12 protein-coding genes, 2 rRNA genes and 2 pseudogenes (1 of these 16 cut by a window edge) are annotated in these 17,035 nt (G+C 59.3%); 6 read left to right on the top strand and 10 right to left on the bottom strand.

Going from position 1 to position 17,035, the window contains the following annotated elements; all coding sequences use genetic code 11:
- Positions 1-47 precede the first annotated feature (47 nt).
- Genes AABM54_RS17165 through AABM54_RS17175 form a run of 3 tightly spaced genes read left to right on the top strand, consistent with a single transcriptional unit; the run spans position 48 to position 4,398 of the window.
- Positions 48-518, top strand: coding sequence for a cell division protein (locus AABM54_RS17165; protein WP_347901185.1), 471 nt, complete (start codon positions 48-50; stop codon positions 516-518).
- On the top strand, positions 511-1,953 hold the full coding sequence (locus tag AABM54_RS17170) for a TIGR01777 family oxidoreductase (RefSeq protein WP_347901186.1): 1,443 nt from the start codon (positions 511-513) through the stop codon (positions 1,951-1,953). The genes AABM54_RS17165 and AABM54_RS17170 overlap by 8 nt, the downstream gene beginning before the upstream one ends.
- A gap of 9 nt (positions 1,954-1,962) precedes the next feature.
- Positions 1,963-4,398 (top strand): alpha/beta hydrolase, encoded by a 2,436-nt coding sequence (locus tag AABM54_RS17175; RefSeq protein WP_347901187.1) that lies wholly within the window; start codon positions 1,963-1,965, stop codon positions 4,396-4,398.
- A 5-nt stretch (positions 4,399-4,403) separates the two neighbouring features.
- On the opposite strand, the gene AABM54_RS17180 is transcribed toward AABM54_RS17175, so the two are convergent.
- Positions 4,404-5,375 carry a GlxA family transcriptional regulator gene (locus AABM54_RS17180; RefSeq protein WP_347901188.1) on the bottom strand — a complete coding sequence of 324 codons (972 nt, stop codon included), beginning with the start codon at positions 5,373-5,375 and terminating at the stop codon, positions 4,404-4,406.
- A gap of 109 nt (positions 5,376-5,484) precedes the next feature.
- Here AABM54_RS17180 and inhA point away from each other — a divergent pair.
- A pseudogene (gene inhA / locus AABM54_RS17185) lies at positions 5,485-6,172 on the top strand (isonitrile hydratase).
- An 87-nt stretch (positions 6,173-6,259) separates the two neighbouring features.
- Here the strand turns inward: inhA and acpP are convergent.
- From acpP to AABM54_RS17215, 6 genes and pseudogenes are all read right to left on the bottom strand, one after another.
- Positions 6,260-6,511: an acyl carrier protein gene (gene acpP / locus AABM54_RS17190; protein ID WP_347901189.1), complete on the bottom strand. Its 252-nt coding sequence runs from the start codon at positions 6,509-6,511 to the stop codon at positions 6,260-6,262.
- Between the two features lie 42 nt (positions 6,512-6,553).
- Entirely contained in the window at positions 6,554-7,705 is a 1,152-nt protein-coding gene (gene darB, locus AABM54_RS17195; protein WP_347901190.1) for a beta-ketoacyl synthase DarB, read from the bottom strand.
- A gap of 6 nt (positions 7,706-7,711) precedes the next feature.
- Positions 7,712-8,654, bottom strand: a pseudogene (locus AABM54_RS17200) (dialkylrecorsinol condensing enzyme).
- A gap of 480 nt (positions 8,655-9,134) precedes the next feature.
- Entirely contained in the window at positions 9,135-9,764 is a 630-nt protein-coding gene (locus AABM54_RS17205; protein ID WP_347906235.1) for a LysE family translocator, read from the bottom strand.
- 660 nt (positions 9,765-10,424) lie between these two features.
- Positions 10,425-10,784: a metalloregulator ArsR/SmtB family transcription factor gene (locus AABM54_RS17210; protein ID WP_347901191.1), complete on the bottom strand. Its 360-nt coding sequence runs from the start codon at positions 10,782-10,784 to the stop codon at positions 10,425-10,427.
- Complete coding sequence (locus AABM54_RS17215) at positions 10,771-11,229, bottom strand: SRPBCC family protein (RefSeq protein WP_347901192.1); 459 nt, start codon at positions 11,227-11,229, stop codon at positions 10,771-10,773. The genes AABM54_RS17210 and AABM54_RS17215 overlap by 14 nt, the downstream gene beginning before the upstream one ends.
- A 148-nt stretch (positions 11,230-11,377) precedes the next feature.
- Here AABM54_RS17215 and AABM54_RS17220 point away from each other — a divergent pair, with 148 nt between their 5' ends.
- Positions 11,378-12,298, top strand: coding sequence for an ADP-ribosylglycohydrolase family protein (locus tag AABM54_RS17220; protein ID WP_347901194.1), 921 nt, complete (start codon positions 11,378-11,380; stop codon positions 12,296-12,298).
- A gap of 45 nt (positions 12,299-12,343) precedes the next feature.
- Positions 12,344-12,742: a lysozyme inhibitor LprI family protein gene (locus AABM54_RS17225; RefSeq protein ID WP_347901196.1), complete on the top strand. Its 399-nt coding sequence runs from the start codon at positions 12,344-12,346 to the stop codon at positions 12,740-12,742.
- A gap of 109 nt (positions 12,743-12,851) precedes the next feature.
- Here the strand turns inward: AABM54_RS17225 and mrdA are convergent, their stop codons facing one another.
- From mrdA to AABM54_RS17240, 3 genes are all read right to left on the bottom strand, one after another.
- The gene (mrdA, locus tag AABM54_RS17230) at positions 12,852-14,744 is read right to left on the bottom strand and encodes a penicillin-binding protein 2 (RefSeq protein ID WP_347901197.1); all 1,893 of its coding nucleotides are present in this window, start codon (positions 14,742-14,744) and stop codon (positions 12,852-12,854) included.
- 245 nt (positions 14,745-14,989) lie between these two features.
- Positions 14,990-15,105: ribosomal RNA gene (gene rrf / locus AABM54_RS17235) — 5S ribosomal RNA — on the bottom strand.
- Positions 15,106-15,263: 158 nt separating this feature from the next.
- A 23S ribosomal RNA gene (locus tag AABM54_RS17240) occupies positions 15,264-17,035 on the bottom strand (it continues 1,120 nt past the right edge of the window).

The following is a 17,035-nucleotide window of genomic DNA, read 5'->3' on the forward strand; positions in this document are numbered from 1 at the left end:
AAAATCGTTACACTGACGGCCCGCCAAGGACGCCATCAGGACACGGAATGTTGCCCCGCTCTTCTCCCCTTCGACGCACGCTGGTGCGCTGGCTGTACGCCGCCGCCCTCGTGCATTTGCTCGTCAGCCTGGTGCTGACCTGGGCCGGCCACTCGGGTGTGCTCGACGGCTATCTGAACACCATCGAACACGCTTTTTGGGTCGATGCCGTACCCGCCGCCGCCCGCTCGCAGCAAGTCTGGTGGCTCGCGCTGTTCGGCGCCACGCTGCAAAGTTATTCGCTGTACATGCTGGCGCTGGTGCATATCGGCAATCGGCTCAAAACTTCCATGGCCTGGGGGTGGCTGATGGCCGGGATCATCGTTTGGGCGCCGCAGGACATGCTGCTTTCCATCCAGGCCCAAGTCTGGTCCCACCTGTGGTTCGACAGCGTTGCGCTGCTGACCCTATTGCCGCCGCTGTTATGGCTGTACCGCCATGACCGTCGTAATTCATTGAATGAGTCTGACCATGCCTGATTTTTCCCTTCTGGACTGGGCGGTCGCCCTGTTGATCGCGCAAGCGATGCTCGGTGCGCTGGACACGATTTACCACCACGAACTGACCGTCGCCCTGCCCTATCGCCACGGCGCGCGGCTGGAGTTGTCGATCCACGCGATGCGCTCGTGCTTCTACGGCATCCTCTTCATGGGCATGGCCCATCTGGCCTTTCACGGCACCTGGGCGATCGTCATCGCGGCGTTGTTTGCCCTCGAAATCTGCCTGACGCTGTGGGATTTCGTGGTCGAGGACCGCACCCGTAAATTGCCGGCCATCGAGCGGATCATGCACACGGTGCTGGCGGTCAACGGCGGTGCATTTTTCGCCCTGTACGGCGTGCAACTGGCGCAGTGGTCGGACCTCCCCACAGGATTGGTGGCCATCGATTTCGGCTGGCGCGGCTGGCTGCTCACGCTGTTTGCGGTGGGCGTGACCGCCTCGGGAATTCGCGACGGTCTCGCGGCCCTGCGCATGCAGCGCGAAGGCAAACCGGCTAACCCGTTCGGCGGCGGCGCTTACAAACGCGTGCTGGTGACGGGCGGCACCGGGTTCATCGGTGAAACCCTGGTCAACCAATTACTCGACGCCGGCCACACGGTCAGCGTACTGGCGCGCGATCCACTGAAAGCCGCGTACCTGTTCGACGGCCGCGCCCGTTGCCTGCGCTCGCTGAGCAAACTGGGCCACCGCGAAACCTTCGACGTGATCATCAACCTGGCCGGCGCGCCCGTCGCAGGGCCACGCTGGAGCGCCAAGCGCCAGGCACAGTTGCTCGCCAGCCGCGTCAATACCACCGAGGCGTTGATCGCCTGGCTGAAGAACTCCAGGCACACGCCCGAGTTGTGGATTCAAGCCTCGGCGATTGGTTTCTACGGCGTGCGCGATGCCTCGCAAACCCTGGATGAAAACGCCTCGATGGGCGATGGTTTCATGTCCGAACTGTGTTCACGCTGGGAAGCCGCCGCGCAACCGGCCGTGGCCCTTGGCGTGCGTCAGGTGGTGATGCGCCTGGGCGTGGTGTTCGGCCCCGGCGGCGCGTTGTTGCCGCTGCTGATTCCGTTCCGCCTGGGGTTCGGCGGGCGCATGGGCGATGGTCAGCAGATCATGAGTTGGGTCCACCGCGACGACGTGATTCAGGTCATCGCCCGCGCCTTCAACGACAGCAGCCTGAGCGGCACGTACAACGTGGTCGCCCCGGACGCGATCAGTCAGGCAATGTTCGCCGACAGCGTCGGCAAGGCACTCAAGCGTCCGGTGTGGTTGCACATTCCGGCCGCACCCGTGCGGGCCTTGGCGGGCGAGATGGCGCAGCTGTTTTTTGACGGTCAGCGCGTCGTGCCGAAACGCTTGAGCGAGGCCGGCTACACCTTCCGCTACCCGACGCTCGACGCCGCCCTGCGCGACCTGGCCTGAGGACGACCGATGAGCAAGCCCTTGTTGTACCTGTTGGCCGGCAACGGCAGCGCCGCCGATTGGTGGGACGACGCCGTGCCGCATTTCCAACGCTACCAGGTGGTGCCGCTGGAGTTGCCAGGCTTTGGCGATAACCCGCAAGCGCCGTGCGCGGACCTGGGCGCCTACGCCCAGGCATTACTGGCCGCGACGGTGGTGGGCAGCGCGATCATGGCGGTCGGGGTCAACGCGCTGTTGGTGCTGCATGCCTTGCAACGCAAACCGGGGCACTTTTCCCGCAGCGTCCTGCTCGCACCAGTGGGAGCATTTTTGTGGCAACGGCGGTTGCCGGCACTGATGTCGCCGCTGCCGATCCGTAAAACCATTCATTGGTTGCTGGCGAACACACCGACGTTGTTTGCCCACAAGTTTTCCGCCCGGACCTGGACGCCCGCGCAGTACCAGCGCATGGGTGCCGGTTACAAGCGTTGCCGGGCTTTCGTGCCGTACTGGGAACAACTGCGAGCCGACACCGCGCTGCTGCTGCTGGAATGGGTCAGCGATTCGGTCGAGTTGGTCTGGGGCGATCAGGACAAGGTGCTGGGCATCGAACAAGCGGCGGCATGGTCAGCCATCCTCGCCCGTGCGGACCTGACCATCAGCCTGAAACCCGGTTGGGGCCATTACCCGTGGATCGATGCGCCGGCCGAGTTCGCCGCGTGGCTGGAATCCGGCGAGCGCGGTTTCGTCGCCCACACCAAGGGCGGTCGGTTGCGGTTGGCGACGCTGGCCGGGCAAGCGGTGCCGCCCGCCCTGTCGCTGAACGCCTGCGACGATGCGCGGTTGCCGGCGTTTCTGGCGAGCCAGCCCGGCGCGAGCTGGGCGGTGCGTTCGTCCAGCTACGGCGAGGATCAGGCCGACGCGGCGAATGCCGGGTTGAGCACCACGTTCCTGCGTGAACCGACCGATAACGTGCCCACACGCATCGCGCAACTGAGCGCGGACGGTGTCGAGGAAGTGGTGGTGCAACGCTTCATCACCCCGTTGCTGTCCGGGATCGCGTTCGTGCGGCATCTGTCGGTGGAGCTGGAATGGGTCGAAGGTCATCTCGAATCTCTGGCCGATGGTCACGTCACGCCTGAGCGGGCGATTCTGTCGCGACTCGGCAAAGCTTGGCGCAGCGGTGAATTCAAGACCACGCATGGCCTGACAACGGACCGTTTGTGGCGGTTCCTGCAAGGCGTGCTGCGGGTCTTTCATTACGTGCCCGGCGATGTCGAATGGGCCTGGGACGGCCGCCAGTTGTGGTTGCTGCAATACCGGCCGATCAGCGATTACGGTTGGCGTCGGCACCTGACCGCCGCCAACATCGCCGAGATCCTGCCGCCGCAACCCAGCCGCCTGGTGGAGTACGCCCAACGGCGCGCAGCGGCGAGCATTCCGGCAATCATGGCGCGCTGGGATTCACGGGGCTTGCAGGACAACGAACCGTTCACCGCCGTGTTCGGCGGCGCGTCCTATATCAACAATGACCTGTTCCTGGCACGGCTGGCGGACTGGGGTGTGTCGGCCGCCAGTTATGCCGGCGAAGTCGGTGGCGCCACGCCGCACCTGCCGTGGCAGCCGCTGCGCCTGTTGCGCTCGCTGCCGTTGTTCCTGCGCATGCAGCGCAAGGCCCGCCAGCATCTGCGGACCCTGGAAACCGGGCTGCGGCGCTTCGATCAGGAACTGGCCGAACTGACGGCGGTTGGCGCCAGTGGCCAGCAACTCGCCGACTGGTTCACGCGTTTCTACGTGTTCGTGGTGCAAGGCAACCTGTGCATCGCCACGGCGCTGGCCAGCAGCGGCGGCGACCTGCTGGGCCGTCCGCCCACCGCGTACGACAACCTCGAGCACTGCCCGCATCGTCTGCCGTGGGAAACCGATCCGGGCACCCCACGCCCGGCACCGACGGCGTTGCCGTTACAGGCGTTTGCACAGTGGTCCGGCGCGATCAGCCTCGCCCATTCGCTGGGGTTGCCGGGCATGCGCGGTCATTACCTGCAAGTGCGCGAGTGGTATCGCGACAACCTGATGCGGGTGTTTTTCCGCCTGCACCACGCGGTGCCGCAGGCCGACCGCGCCTACTGGTTCGCGCCTCACACGGAGGTGCGCAGCCGCGACGGGAGTTTCTGGCAGGACGGGCGCGAGGGCACCGAACACGCCACCGGGTTCATGATTTATCCTGGGCAAGTGCAAGGCATTCTGGGCGACGACATTCTGCTCGAAGACACCCTCGACCCCGGCCGTCACGCCCACTATCAAGCCGCACGGGCGGTGATCGCGCGCATGGGTGGGCGCTTGTCCCACGGCTCGACCTTGTTGCGCGAGTTGCGCAAACCTTCGGCAGTGTTGCCCCACGTGGACCCGACCTGGCTGGGCTGCGAAGTGCTGTACCGCGATGGTGAGTTGACGCGGGTGCAGTAAAGCCCTCAGCGCTCGGCCGAAAAACGCTCCCGGTACGCTTGGGGCGTTACGCCCATGACCCTGAAGAAACTGCGACGCAAGGTTTCCTCACTGCCGAAACCGCACTGTACGGCGATCCGCTTGATCGCCACGCCGGTATCACTGAGCAAGCGCCGGGCCGTCTCGACACGAATCAATTCGATGGCGCGCGCCGGGGTCTGGCCAGTGTCGGCGCGGTAATGACGCACGAAACTGCGTTCGCTCATGCCGGCCTGCAGCGCCAGCGTGGGAATGCCCAGGTCCATCGACAGGTTTTCGGCGATCCAGGCATGCAAGTCGTCGAAGCGCTGGCCGTCGTTCTGCAAGGCCAACGTCACGCTGAACTGCGACTGCCCGCCCGGCCGCTTGAGAAACACCACCAGTTGCCGGGCGACTTCCAGGGCCATGGCGCGCCCCAGGTCCTCTTCCACCAGCGCCAAGGCCAGGTCAATGCCGGCGGTGACCCCGGCCGAGGTCCAGACCGGCCCATCGTTGATGAAAATCGGGTTGGGCTCGACCTTCAGCAACGGGTGTTGACGCGCCAGTTGCTCGCAGCGTGTCCAGTGCGTTACCACTCGACGACCGTCGAGCCAGCCACTGGCCGCAAGCAAAAATGCCCCGGTGCACACCGACGCCACCCGCCGCGACACTGCCGCCTGTTCGCGCACCCAGGTCACCAGCGGTTGGTCCTCGGCCGCCGTATAAACGCCCCAGCCACCCGCGACAATCAGCGTGTCGGATGCCTGTGTCGGCAGCGGCTCGGCCACCAACGCCAACCCGGCCGAAGACATCACCGCCCCGCCCGGCGCGGCGATCACGCTGGCGGCATACGGCAGCGGCAGGCCTTGGCTGGCTGCCAGGTCGTTGGCCGAGGCGAACACTTGCAACGGCCCGGTAACGTCGAGCACTTGCACGTTGGCGAAGGCCAGCACATGAATGGTTTTCGGCGATGTGTGCATGATTGGCGTGATTCGTGGGGTGATTGGCGTATACGCCAAATCCTACGGGCCTACAGTCAAACCGTCCACCCATGCCGGGTGCGCCCAACCAGCCCCAAGGGATTACGCCATGACGGTACACATCGGTTTTCTGTTGTTTCCACAGGTTCAGCAGCTGGACCTGACCGGCCCTTACGACGTGCTGGCCTCGCTGCCGGACGTGAAAGTGCATCTGATCTGGAAAGACCTCGCCCCAGTGACTGCCAGCACCGGCCTGGTGTTGTTGCCGACCACCACGTTCGCCGACTGCCCGGCCCTGGACGTGATCTGCATCCCCGGTGGCGGCGGCGTCGGGCCATTGATCGAAGACCCGCAAACACTGGAATTCATCCAGCACAAAGCCGCCAGCGCACGGTATGTCACCTCGGTATGCACGGGAGCGTTGGTGCTGGGCGCAGCAGGGTTATTGCGGGGCAAACGTGCGACAACGCACTGGGCCCTACCACGACTTGTTGAAACCGTTGGGAGCGATCCCGGTTCAGGATCGGGTGGTGCGCGACGGCAATCTGTTGACCGGCGGCGGGATTACGGCAGGTATCGACTTTGCGCTGACCCTGGCCGCCGAACTGTTCGGCGATGATGTGGCGCAACTGGTTCAGCTACAACTTGAGTATGCACCGGCCCCGCCATTCGACTCCGGCACCCCGCAGACTGCGCCACGGGCAGTACTGGAAGAGGCCAACCGGCGTTCCGTGCAATCGGTGAAGCTGCGTGCCGAGATCGTCGAGCGTGCTGCGGCGCGACTTGATCGGGCATAAGCCATGGGTGTGTTCAAACGTAGATGTGGTCCGGGGGTAACTACTCCGGCCAGCCAACCAGGCCCCGGCCACATCGACGTTGCGACGTTAGGCCGTGACCGCGCTGCCTAGCGCCTCACGAGCGTAATCGATCGCTTGCTGGACGGTCTGCAAGCCATCGGCCTGATCGTCCGGGATGGTGATGTCGAACTCGTTTTCGAGTGCCAGCACCAGTTCAACCCTGGCCAGCGAATCGGCTTCCAGGTCCTCGGCAAACGAATGGACGTTCAGCACTTTGGCTTCCTCGACGCCCAATTCCCTTGCTACCACTCTTTTGACGCGTTGTTCGATAGTGTCCATAGCCATTCCTTGGTGTGTTGCACTAATTAAGAGGTCGGTTGCTTACATCACAGTCAGTTGCATGAGGCCACCGGAGAATCGGCCGCTTTCCGGCACGAAGCACAGAATGCGCTGACCCTGTTTCAGACGACCCGACTCGATCAGCTCATGCACCATGATGTAGATCGATGCCGCGCCGGTGTTGCCGCGCTGCGACAGGTTGGTGAACCAGCGTTCCTGAGGAATATCAAACTCGTTGTCTGCCAGGCACTGCGCAATCGGCTTGCGGAAGTACTCGGAGGACATGTGCGGCAGGAACCAGTCAATGTGCTCTGGCGACAGGTTGCGCTTGACCATGACTTCACGCAGCGGCTTGCCGAGGGAGTAATTGACCACGTTTTCGTTGAGCAGGCGCACGTCCTGCTTGATCGCGAAAATCGAACGCTCGCCCCACTGTGCCGGGCTCAGCAGTTTCCAGCTGGTCAGTTCCTCGTTTTCACCCTTCTCTGCACCGGCATACATGCAGGTTGGCAGGACGTCGGCGTAGGAGAAAATGTCCACCCAGTCGATCCGCAGCGAAGTGCCCGTGTTGCGTGGCTTGTTCTCGATCAGGAACGCACCGGCACCGTCGGACAGCATCCAGCGCAGGAAGTCTTTCTCGAACGCGATTTCCGGGCGTGCCGCCAACTGCGCGACCAGGGCTTCGTTTTCGCTGTCGAAGTTGCGTGCATGCAGCACTGGCGACAGCACTTCGGAGGCCGTGGCCACCGCGTTGTTGCTGGCACCCGACAGAACCGACAGGTACGCGTATTTCAGTGCGGTCAAACCGGCCAGGCAGATACCGGCCGTGGACACTACTTCGCACGGTTTGTTACCCAGAACACCGTGCACCATCACGCCGTGGTTAGGCATGAGTTGGTCAGGCAAGGTGGTGCCGGTCGACAGGCATTCGATGTTATCGAGGGCAAAACCATCACCCACCAGGCCTTTTACTGCCAGTGCCGTGATATCGGCGTTGGTGAACTTTGGAATCCCGGTTTCCCGGTCGAGTACGTAATAACGCTGTTTAATGCCGTTATTGCGCAAGACCACCTGACGCGATCTTGAAGGACGCCCACCCACATAACCGAGAATGCTTTCCATCGTATCGTTGTCCACTGCCTCACCCGGCATGAAAGTGGACGTCTTCGTAATATAGGCAAACGAATCACTCATAGCATTTCACTCTTCGGCTTTAAGGTTTAGTTGCGACCCGGACGGTTGTTCGTAGTAATGCTGCAATGCATCGATACGCGCCCGGATGAAGGGATGAAGCAAACGACGTAACACTAACGAAATCGGCAGAACGGTTGTAATTACCAACATCAGGTACACGAGAAACAACATCATCAAGCTCGCTCTTACTGCGCTTCCATACTTGCTGCAACGGACAATAAGACCGGACCAGAATCTGAATCCGCGGTGGGCTGCTTTCTCGCTGAGAATCAACCCCGGGTTGACCACGGCAGCGCCCAGGCCGCTGAGCATCGGCGCATCGATTTTTTCCCGATCATTGGCCAGTGCTTCGCGAAGCGCCCGACCGAATCGCGAGGCGCCCTTGATATCGGCGTCGCTGATCCCGGCACGCGGCAGCCCGAAAAACGACTCGCGACGCCCGGTCAACATCCAGCGCGGCGTGGTGATCAGGGTGGCGAAGGTGTTGGCACGGTCAGTAAACACCACGTTATCGCGCAACTGGGCGCCGGCCCTCGGTCAGCAATCGCTTGACTGCCTCCTGGGCCATCAACCACATGTTGCGGCAGGCAATCACTGTCACTACCGGGCGCCCGGACACCAGGCGCTTGCCCTCTTCACTCTTGAGGAACGCGGTGATCAACGGTGACGGCGACAAGTACCAGACCTGATAAGCCAGGATGACCAGGTCATAGGGCGTTTGCGTATCCACTTGCAACGGCTCGATTGCCGGCGGTGAAAGTTGCACGGTTTCAGGAAATACGTTGAAGAACGTAGTGACCGGCCACGGGAACGGATAGGCCGACGCAGGCTTCAAGACAACTTCATGAATGGACACTTCACTCGCCTCACGCAAAGGCGAAATCAAACTTTCGATGACTGAACTCAACTGCCCACTTTGAGAGTAGCGCACGACCAGGACTCGCTTCATAAGCGTGTTGACCCTTTTATTAAACTGCGAATAACAAGGCAGTCAGTTCATGACAACTTAATGACAGCCCAACTAATAACCAACGAAAATAAAGCAGCAAAAAATGCCCACCGGGCATAACTTTTTCGTAATATTTGAAGCTAAAAAACAAAAGAATCCGCGCACACAGCAAAGCACCAGGCTAAATTGCGACATTTTTTAATTGAACTAAGCAGAATGAAAAACGCCCGCTCCTTATTTCAAATCATCACGTCCCTTTGCGGGCATGAAAAATAAGGAATGGTCTTCCATCCGGGGTTATCCCCGTCTTGTGTTCCAGACTCTACTCGGATTCTTCCTACGGTAAACCTACCAATATTGGTAGGTCCTCTAAACTGGTCCTCACGGATGATCCGTGCTTGCATTGAGAATTTTTCTCAACGGTAGAGCTGTTGCACCGTCAACGATTTCAGCGCCCGTCTACCGCGTTTTTGGGCAGGATCAAGCCGGACGTGCCATCAAGGCCAAACGCAAGGCAAGCACCAGCAACACGACGGCCAAAACCCGCGCCTGCGCACGTGAAAACCTCGAAGAGGCCGAGAAACAGCGACTCAGGGCGCCACCGAAAACACCGAGTAGCGTATGGAACACAACGCTCACCAGCGTCAAAACAACGCCCAGATTGATCAACTGAAAGGCGACCGCCCCCTCTTCCGGACGGACAAATTGCGGCAGGAACACCATGAAAAACAGCACAGCCTTAGGGTTCAAAACGCTATTGAGCAGCGCCCTCACCAGCACGGTTTTTAATGGAACCAGGGGTGCCTGCGACACTATGTCGCTGACCGGGCGCTGCAAAGCCTTGAACGCCAGCCAAAGCAAATAAAGCACACCGGCATAACGAATCAGGTCAAAAGCCGGGGGCCAACCGGCAATGATCGCCGTGACGCCCGTCGCAGTCAGGACGGTCAGCAACAAGTCGGCGACCCCGATGCCTATCCCCGACGCAACGCCGCCGCGCCAGCCGTATCGCACGCCATGACTGATGACAAACGCCATGTTCGGCCCCGGCGACATGAGCAAGAGCAACACCGCACCGATGAACATCGAAAGGCTTGTAAGGTCGACCATGGCCACGGCGCTCCGTCATTTAAGGCCGTAGATTAGGGCGCCGATCTGATACAGACAAAAAATTGATCTGGATACAAAGCACGCGGTGCATGGCCCTGTGCTCGCAAACACCTGGGCGCTGAGCTCACCGAAGGCGACTCACAGCGGTGCATATCCGACCCGGTGCCCGCGTGTGTGAGGGGGGAAGAAGTCTGACCCTGGGTTTTCCATCGCCCATAAAAAAACCCGCCGAAGCGGGTTTTTCCAAGACCATAACGACATCCTGTCGGCGGCCATCCTGGCCTATGGTCGATCATCCATGATCCTGAGCGCGTCCTGCGCTTCAGTTGATGAAGCTAGATTAGACGCATCGTCCAGGGGTAAACAGACGACAAAGCATCCACCGTGTGTAAGCCTTTGACGATCTGACAGCGCTGTCGAGAAATCGGGTGTTGTGCAGACGAAAAAAAACCCGCCTAAGCGGGTTTTTTTCAAGACCATTACGACTCCATGTCGGCAGCGTTCCTTGCTTATGGTCGATCATCCGTGATCCTGAGCACATCCTGTGCTTCAGTTGATGGGTGTAGATTACGCATTGGAACCCGTGTGCAAAAGACGACAACGCTACCAACACGTGTAAGCCTTTCGCCATAACCGCACTACCGTAAACCCCTAGAGACGTCAGGCATCCAGCGCCTTCAGCCCCTGCAACGCCTGATCCCACTGCTGGCTGATGACCTCCAGCGAATGGCGTGCGTCATTCAGTTGCGTCGGTTCGAACACCCATAACCGCTCGCGCCCCAGTTTCGTATCGCGTACCAGGCCCGCGTCCGCCAGAACCCGCAGGTGTTTGGTCACGGCCTGACGCGTGATATCGGTGCCTTGGGTCAGTTGCGCGATGGACATCGCGCCTCCGCCGCACAGCACCGCCACCAGCCGCAACCGGGTTTCGTCTCCCAGTGCGGCGAAGGTCAAAGCAGACTGATCCAGCGCCGAATGGCGCGGTGCGGGTTTCAACGTCGTGATGTCAGGGAGCGGCAAGGTAAGTCTCGATGTTGGTCATTTGATCGTCCCAACCGCGGCTGTTCATGCGAAAGGCCTTGAGACGGCGCTCGGCGGGAATGCCATCGAACCCTGACTCCACAACCCGCAACAACGTGCCGCCGTCCATGTCCTCGAGTTCGAACAGCACCAACGTAGTGGGTTCTGTTGAATAGTCGGCCTCGGGGTCCACGGCATACGGGTGCCAGCGAAAGGCGAACACGCGCTCGGGCTCGACCCGCATGACCTGAACATCCCAGAACAAATGTTCATATCCGGGGTAGGTAATTTTCCCTTCGGTACGCTCACCGGCGACAAACCGCTTACCCTCCAATGCGACACCGAACCACTGACCGAAGGACTCGGCGTTGGCCAGTGCGCGCCAGACCTGAGAGCGTGGAGCCTTGAGCAGAATCTTTCTTTCGATGCGATCGGACAGGTTCATGGGTCACCTCCTGCATTGACCCTAGGTCGGTAATGGGAAATCCGCAACCTGAGTGTTGCATTAATACATTTTGATAGACTCTGTCGGCCTGCGATGACGGTGGAAAATGCTACTGTCGCCGACGATAAAACCAGACCAAGGACGATTCATGCCACTCACTCTTTGCGATCGTTATCGCGGCGCTTTGTTGGGGCTGGCCTGCGGCGATGCCGTTGGCACCAGTGTCGAGTTCCAGCCACGAGGGTCATTTCGGCCCCTCACCGACATGGTGGGCGGCGGTCCCTTCAACCTCAAACCGGGCCAGTGGACCGATGACACCTCAATGGCATTGTGCCTGGCAGAAAGCCTGCTGAGAAAAAACGGCTTCGATGCCATCGACCAGATGGGGCGATATCTTAATTGGTGGCAGTGGGGTTACCTGAGTTCGACCGGCGATTGCTTCGACATTGGCATGACCGTACGTGATGCCTTGAGCCGTTATCAGCTCACCGGTGATCCATTCGCAGGTTCGGCAGATCCTTACTCGGCAGGCAACGGCTCACTGATGCGGCTGGCGCCAGCGGTGCTGTTTTACTCCCCCGAGTGCCATCAAGTGCGCGAGTTTGCTGCCGCCAGTTCACGCACCACCCACGCCGCCCCGGAAGCCATCGAGTGTTGTCAGTTGTTCGCCGAACTGATCGGTAAAGCCCTGCAAGGCGCATCGAAATCCGAGCTGTTCAACCTGGACACTGCGCGCTTTACCGAACCCAACGTCGTGGCCATCGCCCGTGGCAGCTACCGGGCAAAAGCCCGGGCCGAGATCACTGGCAGCGGTTATTGTGTTGCGTCACTGGAAGCGGCCCTTTGGTGCTTCGAACACACCGACACCCTGGAAGACGCCATTCTGCACGCCGCTAACCTGGGGGATGATGCCGACACCACGGCGGCAATTGTCGGCCAATTGGCCGGGGCGTTTTACGGTGCTCAAGGCATTCCCGAGAGCTGGCGAGCCAAGCTGCACATGGCCGATGAGATTGAGGCAATGGCCGACGCTCTGTTACTGGCATCGACTGCGCGCCGCAGCGTCTAAACTGCCGGCCTCCTGGCCCACCGATTTTTCAAGAAGAGAGTTCCCATGTACAAACGTGTTCTAGTGGCGCTTTCGCCCTTGCTGTTCCTCTCCATGGCTCAAGCCGAAGACTGCGGCAGCGCCAGGGACCAGCTCACCATGAATGAGTGCTACGGCAAGATGTACAAAAGCGCCGATGCCGAACTCAACGCCCTGTACAAACAAATCAATGGGCGCCTGAAAGACGACCCCGACACCAAGAAGCTGCTGGTGAGCGCCCAACGTGCCTGGGTTGCCTACCGCGATGCAGAGTGCGGCTTTTCGGCCTCCACCGTGACGGGTGGCAGCGTCTACCCGACCATCTACGCCAACTGCCTGAGCATTATGACCAACGAACGGGTCAAGACATTCAAGGGCTACCTCAAATGTGAGGAAGGTGACATGAGCTGCCCGGTACCCCGATGAGCACCGGTTCTGGAGCCTGCCCGCTGCCGGGACAGCCTGGTGACCAGAGGATTCTGACAGTCCTCATCGATCCAATCCTCAGCACTCCACAGCATGGATCGTCAATTTCTTATACGTGGGGATCGCCCGGCAATTTGGTGGGGCTGGCGTATTGCGGTTTCAGGTGGCCGTCCTGATCCAGTAGCCAGGCGTCCATGATCTGTCGCACCACCGGCCCGGCGACGCGGCCACCCGCCTCGCCGTTTTCGATCATGACCGAGATGACGATTTTCGGGTGCTCGGCCGGGGCGAACCCTACAAACAAGGCGTTATCGCGGTTACGCTCTCGGGTTTTCAAGCGGTCATAACGCTCACCCTGCTTGATCGCGACCACCTGCGCGGTGCCGCTCTTGCCGGCGATCCGGTATTGCGCTCCGGCCGCAGCCGCGCGAGCAATGCCTCGTGGATCGTGCATGACCATCTGCATCCCATGATTGACCTGCTCCCAATCTCTCGGGTTTTTCAGCAGGATATTGGGCATCGGATGTGGGTCCACTGGCGCAACATCGCCAACTGTCCTGGCCAGGTGCGGTCGATTCCACACGCCTTTATTGGCGATCAACGCGGTGGCTTGGGCCAGTTGCAGTGGGGTGACTTGCATGTAGCCCTGACCGATGCCGAGAATCACCGTCTCGCCGGGGAACCAAGGCTGACGACGGGTCGCGCGCTTCCAGGCCTGGGATGGCATCAGTCCAGCCGACTCTTCGAACATGTCCAGCGAGACTTTTTCGCCCAGTCCGAACATCGCCATGTAATCGTGCAGGCGATCAATACCCAGCTTGTGCGCAAGGTCATAAAAATAGGTGTCGTTGGAACGCATGATCGCAGCGTCCATCTCGACCCAACCGTCGCCACTGTGATTCCAGTTGCGATACTTGTGATCGAAATCCGGCAACTGGTAATAACCCGGATCAAAGACCCGGGTCGAAGCCGTGACCACGCCCGTGTCGAGTCCGGCAATGGCCACTTCAGGCTTGATTGTCGAGCCCGGCGCATACAACCCGCGCAGCACCCGATTGAATAGCGGTCGGTCGATGGAGTCGTGAAGCGCCGCGTACTCCTTGAAGCTGATGCCGGTAACGAACAGATTCGGGTCAAAGCTCGGCTTGCTGACCATCGCCAGTACTTCACCGGTCGATGGATCCAGCGCAACCACGGAACCGCGTCGATCACCCAACGCATCTTCAGCCGCTGCCTGAAGTTTGACGTCGAGACTCAATACAATGTTCTTTCCGGGAACCGGATCGGTGTGCTTGAGCACTCGCAACACGCGTCCCTGGGCGTTGGTTTCGACTTCTTCATAACCTACATGGCCATGCAGTTCGGACTCGTAGAAGCGCTCGATGCCAGTCTTGCCAATCGATTGAGTGCCGCGGTACTCCACTGAATCCAGCGTCTTGGATTCTTTTTCATTGATCCGCCCTACATAGCCAATCGAGTGGGCAAAGTGCGCGGCCAATGGGTAATGCCGAACAAATTGCGGCTCGACTTCGATGCCTGGCAGGCGGAACTCGTTCACAGCCACGATGGCGATCTGTTCTTCAGTCAGCTCATAAAACAATGTGACCGGCACAAACGGGTGGCGCGCCTGCTTCATGGCCTTGTCAAACAGCGTACGGTCCTCGGTCGGCAAATGCAGAAGACTGACCAGAGAATCCAGCTCGCCCTTCACGTCATTGGCGCGCTCACGGGTGATGGTGAGGTTGAAACTCGGTCGATTGTCCGCCAGGACCACACCGTTACGGTCATAAATCAGGCCACGAGTCGGCGTGATGGGCAGGACATGCACACGGTTGTTTTCAGAGATGGTCGAGTGGTAGTCGTACTCGAGCACTTGCAGGACATACATACGCACGACCAATGCGCAGGTAATGGCGACAACGAATAGCGCGCAGGCCAGCAGCCGCTTATTGACCAGCCGGGACTCTTTCTCGTGGTCTTTGATCGGGATCGCTTCAGGCATTTCTACTGCAACTCTTTGACTAAGTTGGACGCCGCTCCTTGCGCTGACATCAGTCCCTTAAAAAACGAGCTGCACCATACCAAAAACTGCACGGACACTGACGGGCAATTTCCCTCGCTCGCTGTCCTTGACGGCCAAAACGACCACTGGCGTGGGCAGTCACCAGGGGTATTTCCACTGATGGCTTTATCGCAGGCAAAACAAAACCCCTACCTGCATACGCAGATAGGGGTTTCGGAATTTAATCTTGACGATGACCTACTCTCACATGGGGAAACCCCACACTACCATCGGCGATGCATCGTTTCACTACTGAGTTCGGGATGGGATCAGGTGGTTCCAATGCTCTATGGTCGTCAAGAAATTCGGTAGCCAGCTCGTGTGCCTTTCGGTTCACGCTCCAGCGAATGGGGATGTGATAGATCTCGGTGCTTTGTGAATCGCAAACTTTCGGTTCGTTTCGTCTTCACACACCGCAATCTGGCGCTCTCTCGAGTCACTAAATTGCTTGGGTGTTATATGGTCAAGCCTCACGGGCAATTAGTATTGGTTAGCTCAACGCCTCACAGCGCTTACACACCCAACCTATCAACGTCGTAGTCTTCGACGGCCCTTCAGGGAACTCAAGGTTCCAGTGAGATCTCATCTTGAGGCTAGTTTCCCGCTTAGATGCTTTCAGCGGTTATCTATTCCGAACATAGCTACCCGGCAATGCCACTGGCGTGACAACCGGAACACCAGAGGTTCGTCCACTCCGGTCCTCTCGTACTAGGAGCAGCCCCTCTCAAATCTCAAACGTCCACGGCAGATAGGGACCGAACTGTCTCACGACGTTCTAAACCCAGCTCGCGTACCACTTTAAATGGCGAACAGCCATACCCTTGGGACCGGCTTCAGCCCCAGGATGTGATGAGCCGACATCGAGGTGCCAAACACCGCCGTCGATATGAACTCTTGGGCGGTATCAGCCTGTTATCCCCGGAGTACCTTTTATCCGTTGAGCGATGGCCCTTCCATACAGAACCACCGGATCACTAAGACCTACTTTCGTACCTGCTCGACGTGTCTGTCTCGCAGTCAAGCGCGCTTTTGCCTTTATACTCTACGACCGATTTCCGACCGGTCTGAGCGCACCTTCGTACTCCTCCGTTACTCTTTAGGAGGAGACCGCCCCAGTCAAACTACCCACCATACACTGTCCTCGATCCGGATAACGGACCTGAGTTAGAACCTCAAAGTTGCCAGGGTGGTATTTCAAGGTTGGCTCCACGCAGACTGGCGTCCACGCTTCAAAGCCTCCCACCTATCCTACACAAGCAAATTCAAAGTCCAGTGCAAAGCTATAGTAAAGGTTCACGGGGTCTTTCCGTCTAGCCGCGGATACACTGCATCTTCACAGCGATTTCAATTTCACTGAGTCTCGGGTGGAGACAGCGCCGCCATCGTTACGCCATTCGTGCAGGTCGGAACTTACCCGACAAGGAATTTCGCTACCTTAGGACCGTTATAGTTACGGCCGCCGTTTACCGGGGCTTCGATCAAGAGCTTCGCGTTAGCTAACCCCATCAATTAACCTTCCGGCACCGGGCAGGCGTCACACCCTATACGTCCACTTTCGTGTTTGCAGAGTGCTGTGTTTTTAATAAACAGTCGCAGCGGCCTGGTATCTTCGACCGGCATGAGCTTACGGAGCAAGTCCTTCACCCTCACCGGCGCACCTTCTCCCGAAGTTACGGTGCCATTTTGCCTAGTTCCTTCACCCGAGTTCTCTCAAGCGCCTTGGTATTCTCTACCCAACCACCTGTGTCGGTTTGGGGTACGGTTCCTGGTTACCTGAAGCTTAGAAGCTTTTCTTGGAAGCATGGCATCAACCACTTCGTCACCCAAAGGGTAACTCGTCATCAGCTCTCGGCCTTAGAATCCCGGATTTACCTAAGATTCCAGCCTACCACCTTAAACTTGGACAACCAACGCCAAGCTGGCCTAGCCTTCTCCGTCCCTCCATCGCAATAACCAGAAGTACAGGAATATTAACCTGTTTTCCATCGACTACGCTTTTCAGCCTCGCCTTAGGGACCGACTAACCCTGCGTCGATTAACGTTGCGCAGGAAACCTTGGTCTTTCGGCGTGGGTGTTTTTCACACCCATTGTCGTTACTCATGTCAGCATTCGCACTTCTGATACCTCCAGCAAGCTTCTCAACTCACCTTCACAGGCTTACAGAACGCTCCTCTACCGCATCACCTAAGTGATACCCGTAGCTTCGGTGTATGGTTTGAGCCCCGTTACA

This window comes from Pseudomonas purpurea (genome assembly GCF_039908635.1).
In the GTDB taxonomy this organism is placed as follows: Bacteria; Pseudomonadota; Gammaproteobacteria; order Pseudomonadales; family Pseudomonadaceae; genus Aquipseudomonas; species Aquipseudomonas purpurea.

Excerpts from the sequence above, each read along its gene's own strand:
- mrdA (WP_347901197.1), bottom strand. The coding sequence starts at position 14,744 with ATGCCTGAAGCGATCCCGATCAAAGACCACGAGAAAGAGTCCCGGCTG.
- AABM54_RS17215 (WP_347901192.1), bottom strand. The coding sequence starts at position 11,229 with ATGAACCTGTCCGATCGCATCGAAAGAAAGATTCTGCTCAAGGCTCCA.
- darB (WP_347901190.1), bottom strand. The coding sequence starts at position 7,705 with ATGAGTGATTCGTTTGCCTATATTACGAAGACGTCCACTTTCATGCCG.
- AABM54_RS17170 (WP_347901186.1), top strand. The coding sequence starts at position 511 with ATGCCTGATTTTTCCCTTCTGGACTGGGCGGTCGCCCTGTTGATCGCG.
- AABM54_RS17220 (WP_347901194.1), top strand. The coding sequence starts at position 11,378 with ATGCCACTCACTCTTTGCGATCGTTATCGCGGCGCTTTGTTGGGGCTG.
- AABM54_RS17165 (WP_347901185.1), top strand. The coding sequence starts at position 48 with ATGTTGCCCCGCTCTTCTCCCCTTCGACGCACGCTGGTGCGCTGGCTG.
- AABM54_RS17180 (WP_347901188.1), bottom strand. The coding sequence starts at position 5,375 with ATGCACACATCGCCGAAAACCATTCATGTGCTGGCCTTCGCCAACGTG.
- acpP (WP_347901189.1), bottom strand. The coding sequence starts at position 6,511 with ATGGACACTATCGAACAACGCGTCAAAAGAGTGGTAGCAAGGGAATTG.
- AABM54_RS17225 (WP_347901196.1), top strand. The coding sequence starts at position 12,344 with ATGTACAAACGTGTTCTAGTGGCGCTTTCGCCCTTGCTGTTCCTCTCC.
- AABM54_RS17205 (WP_347906235.1), bottom strand. The coding sequence starts at position 9,764 with ATGGTCGACCTTACAAGCCTTTCGATGTTCATCGGTGCGGTGTTGCTC.
- AABM54_RS17175 (WP_347901187.1), top strand. The coding sequence starts at position 1,963 with ATGAGCAAGCCCTTGTTGTACCTGTTGGCCGGCAACGGCAGCGCCGCC.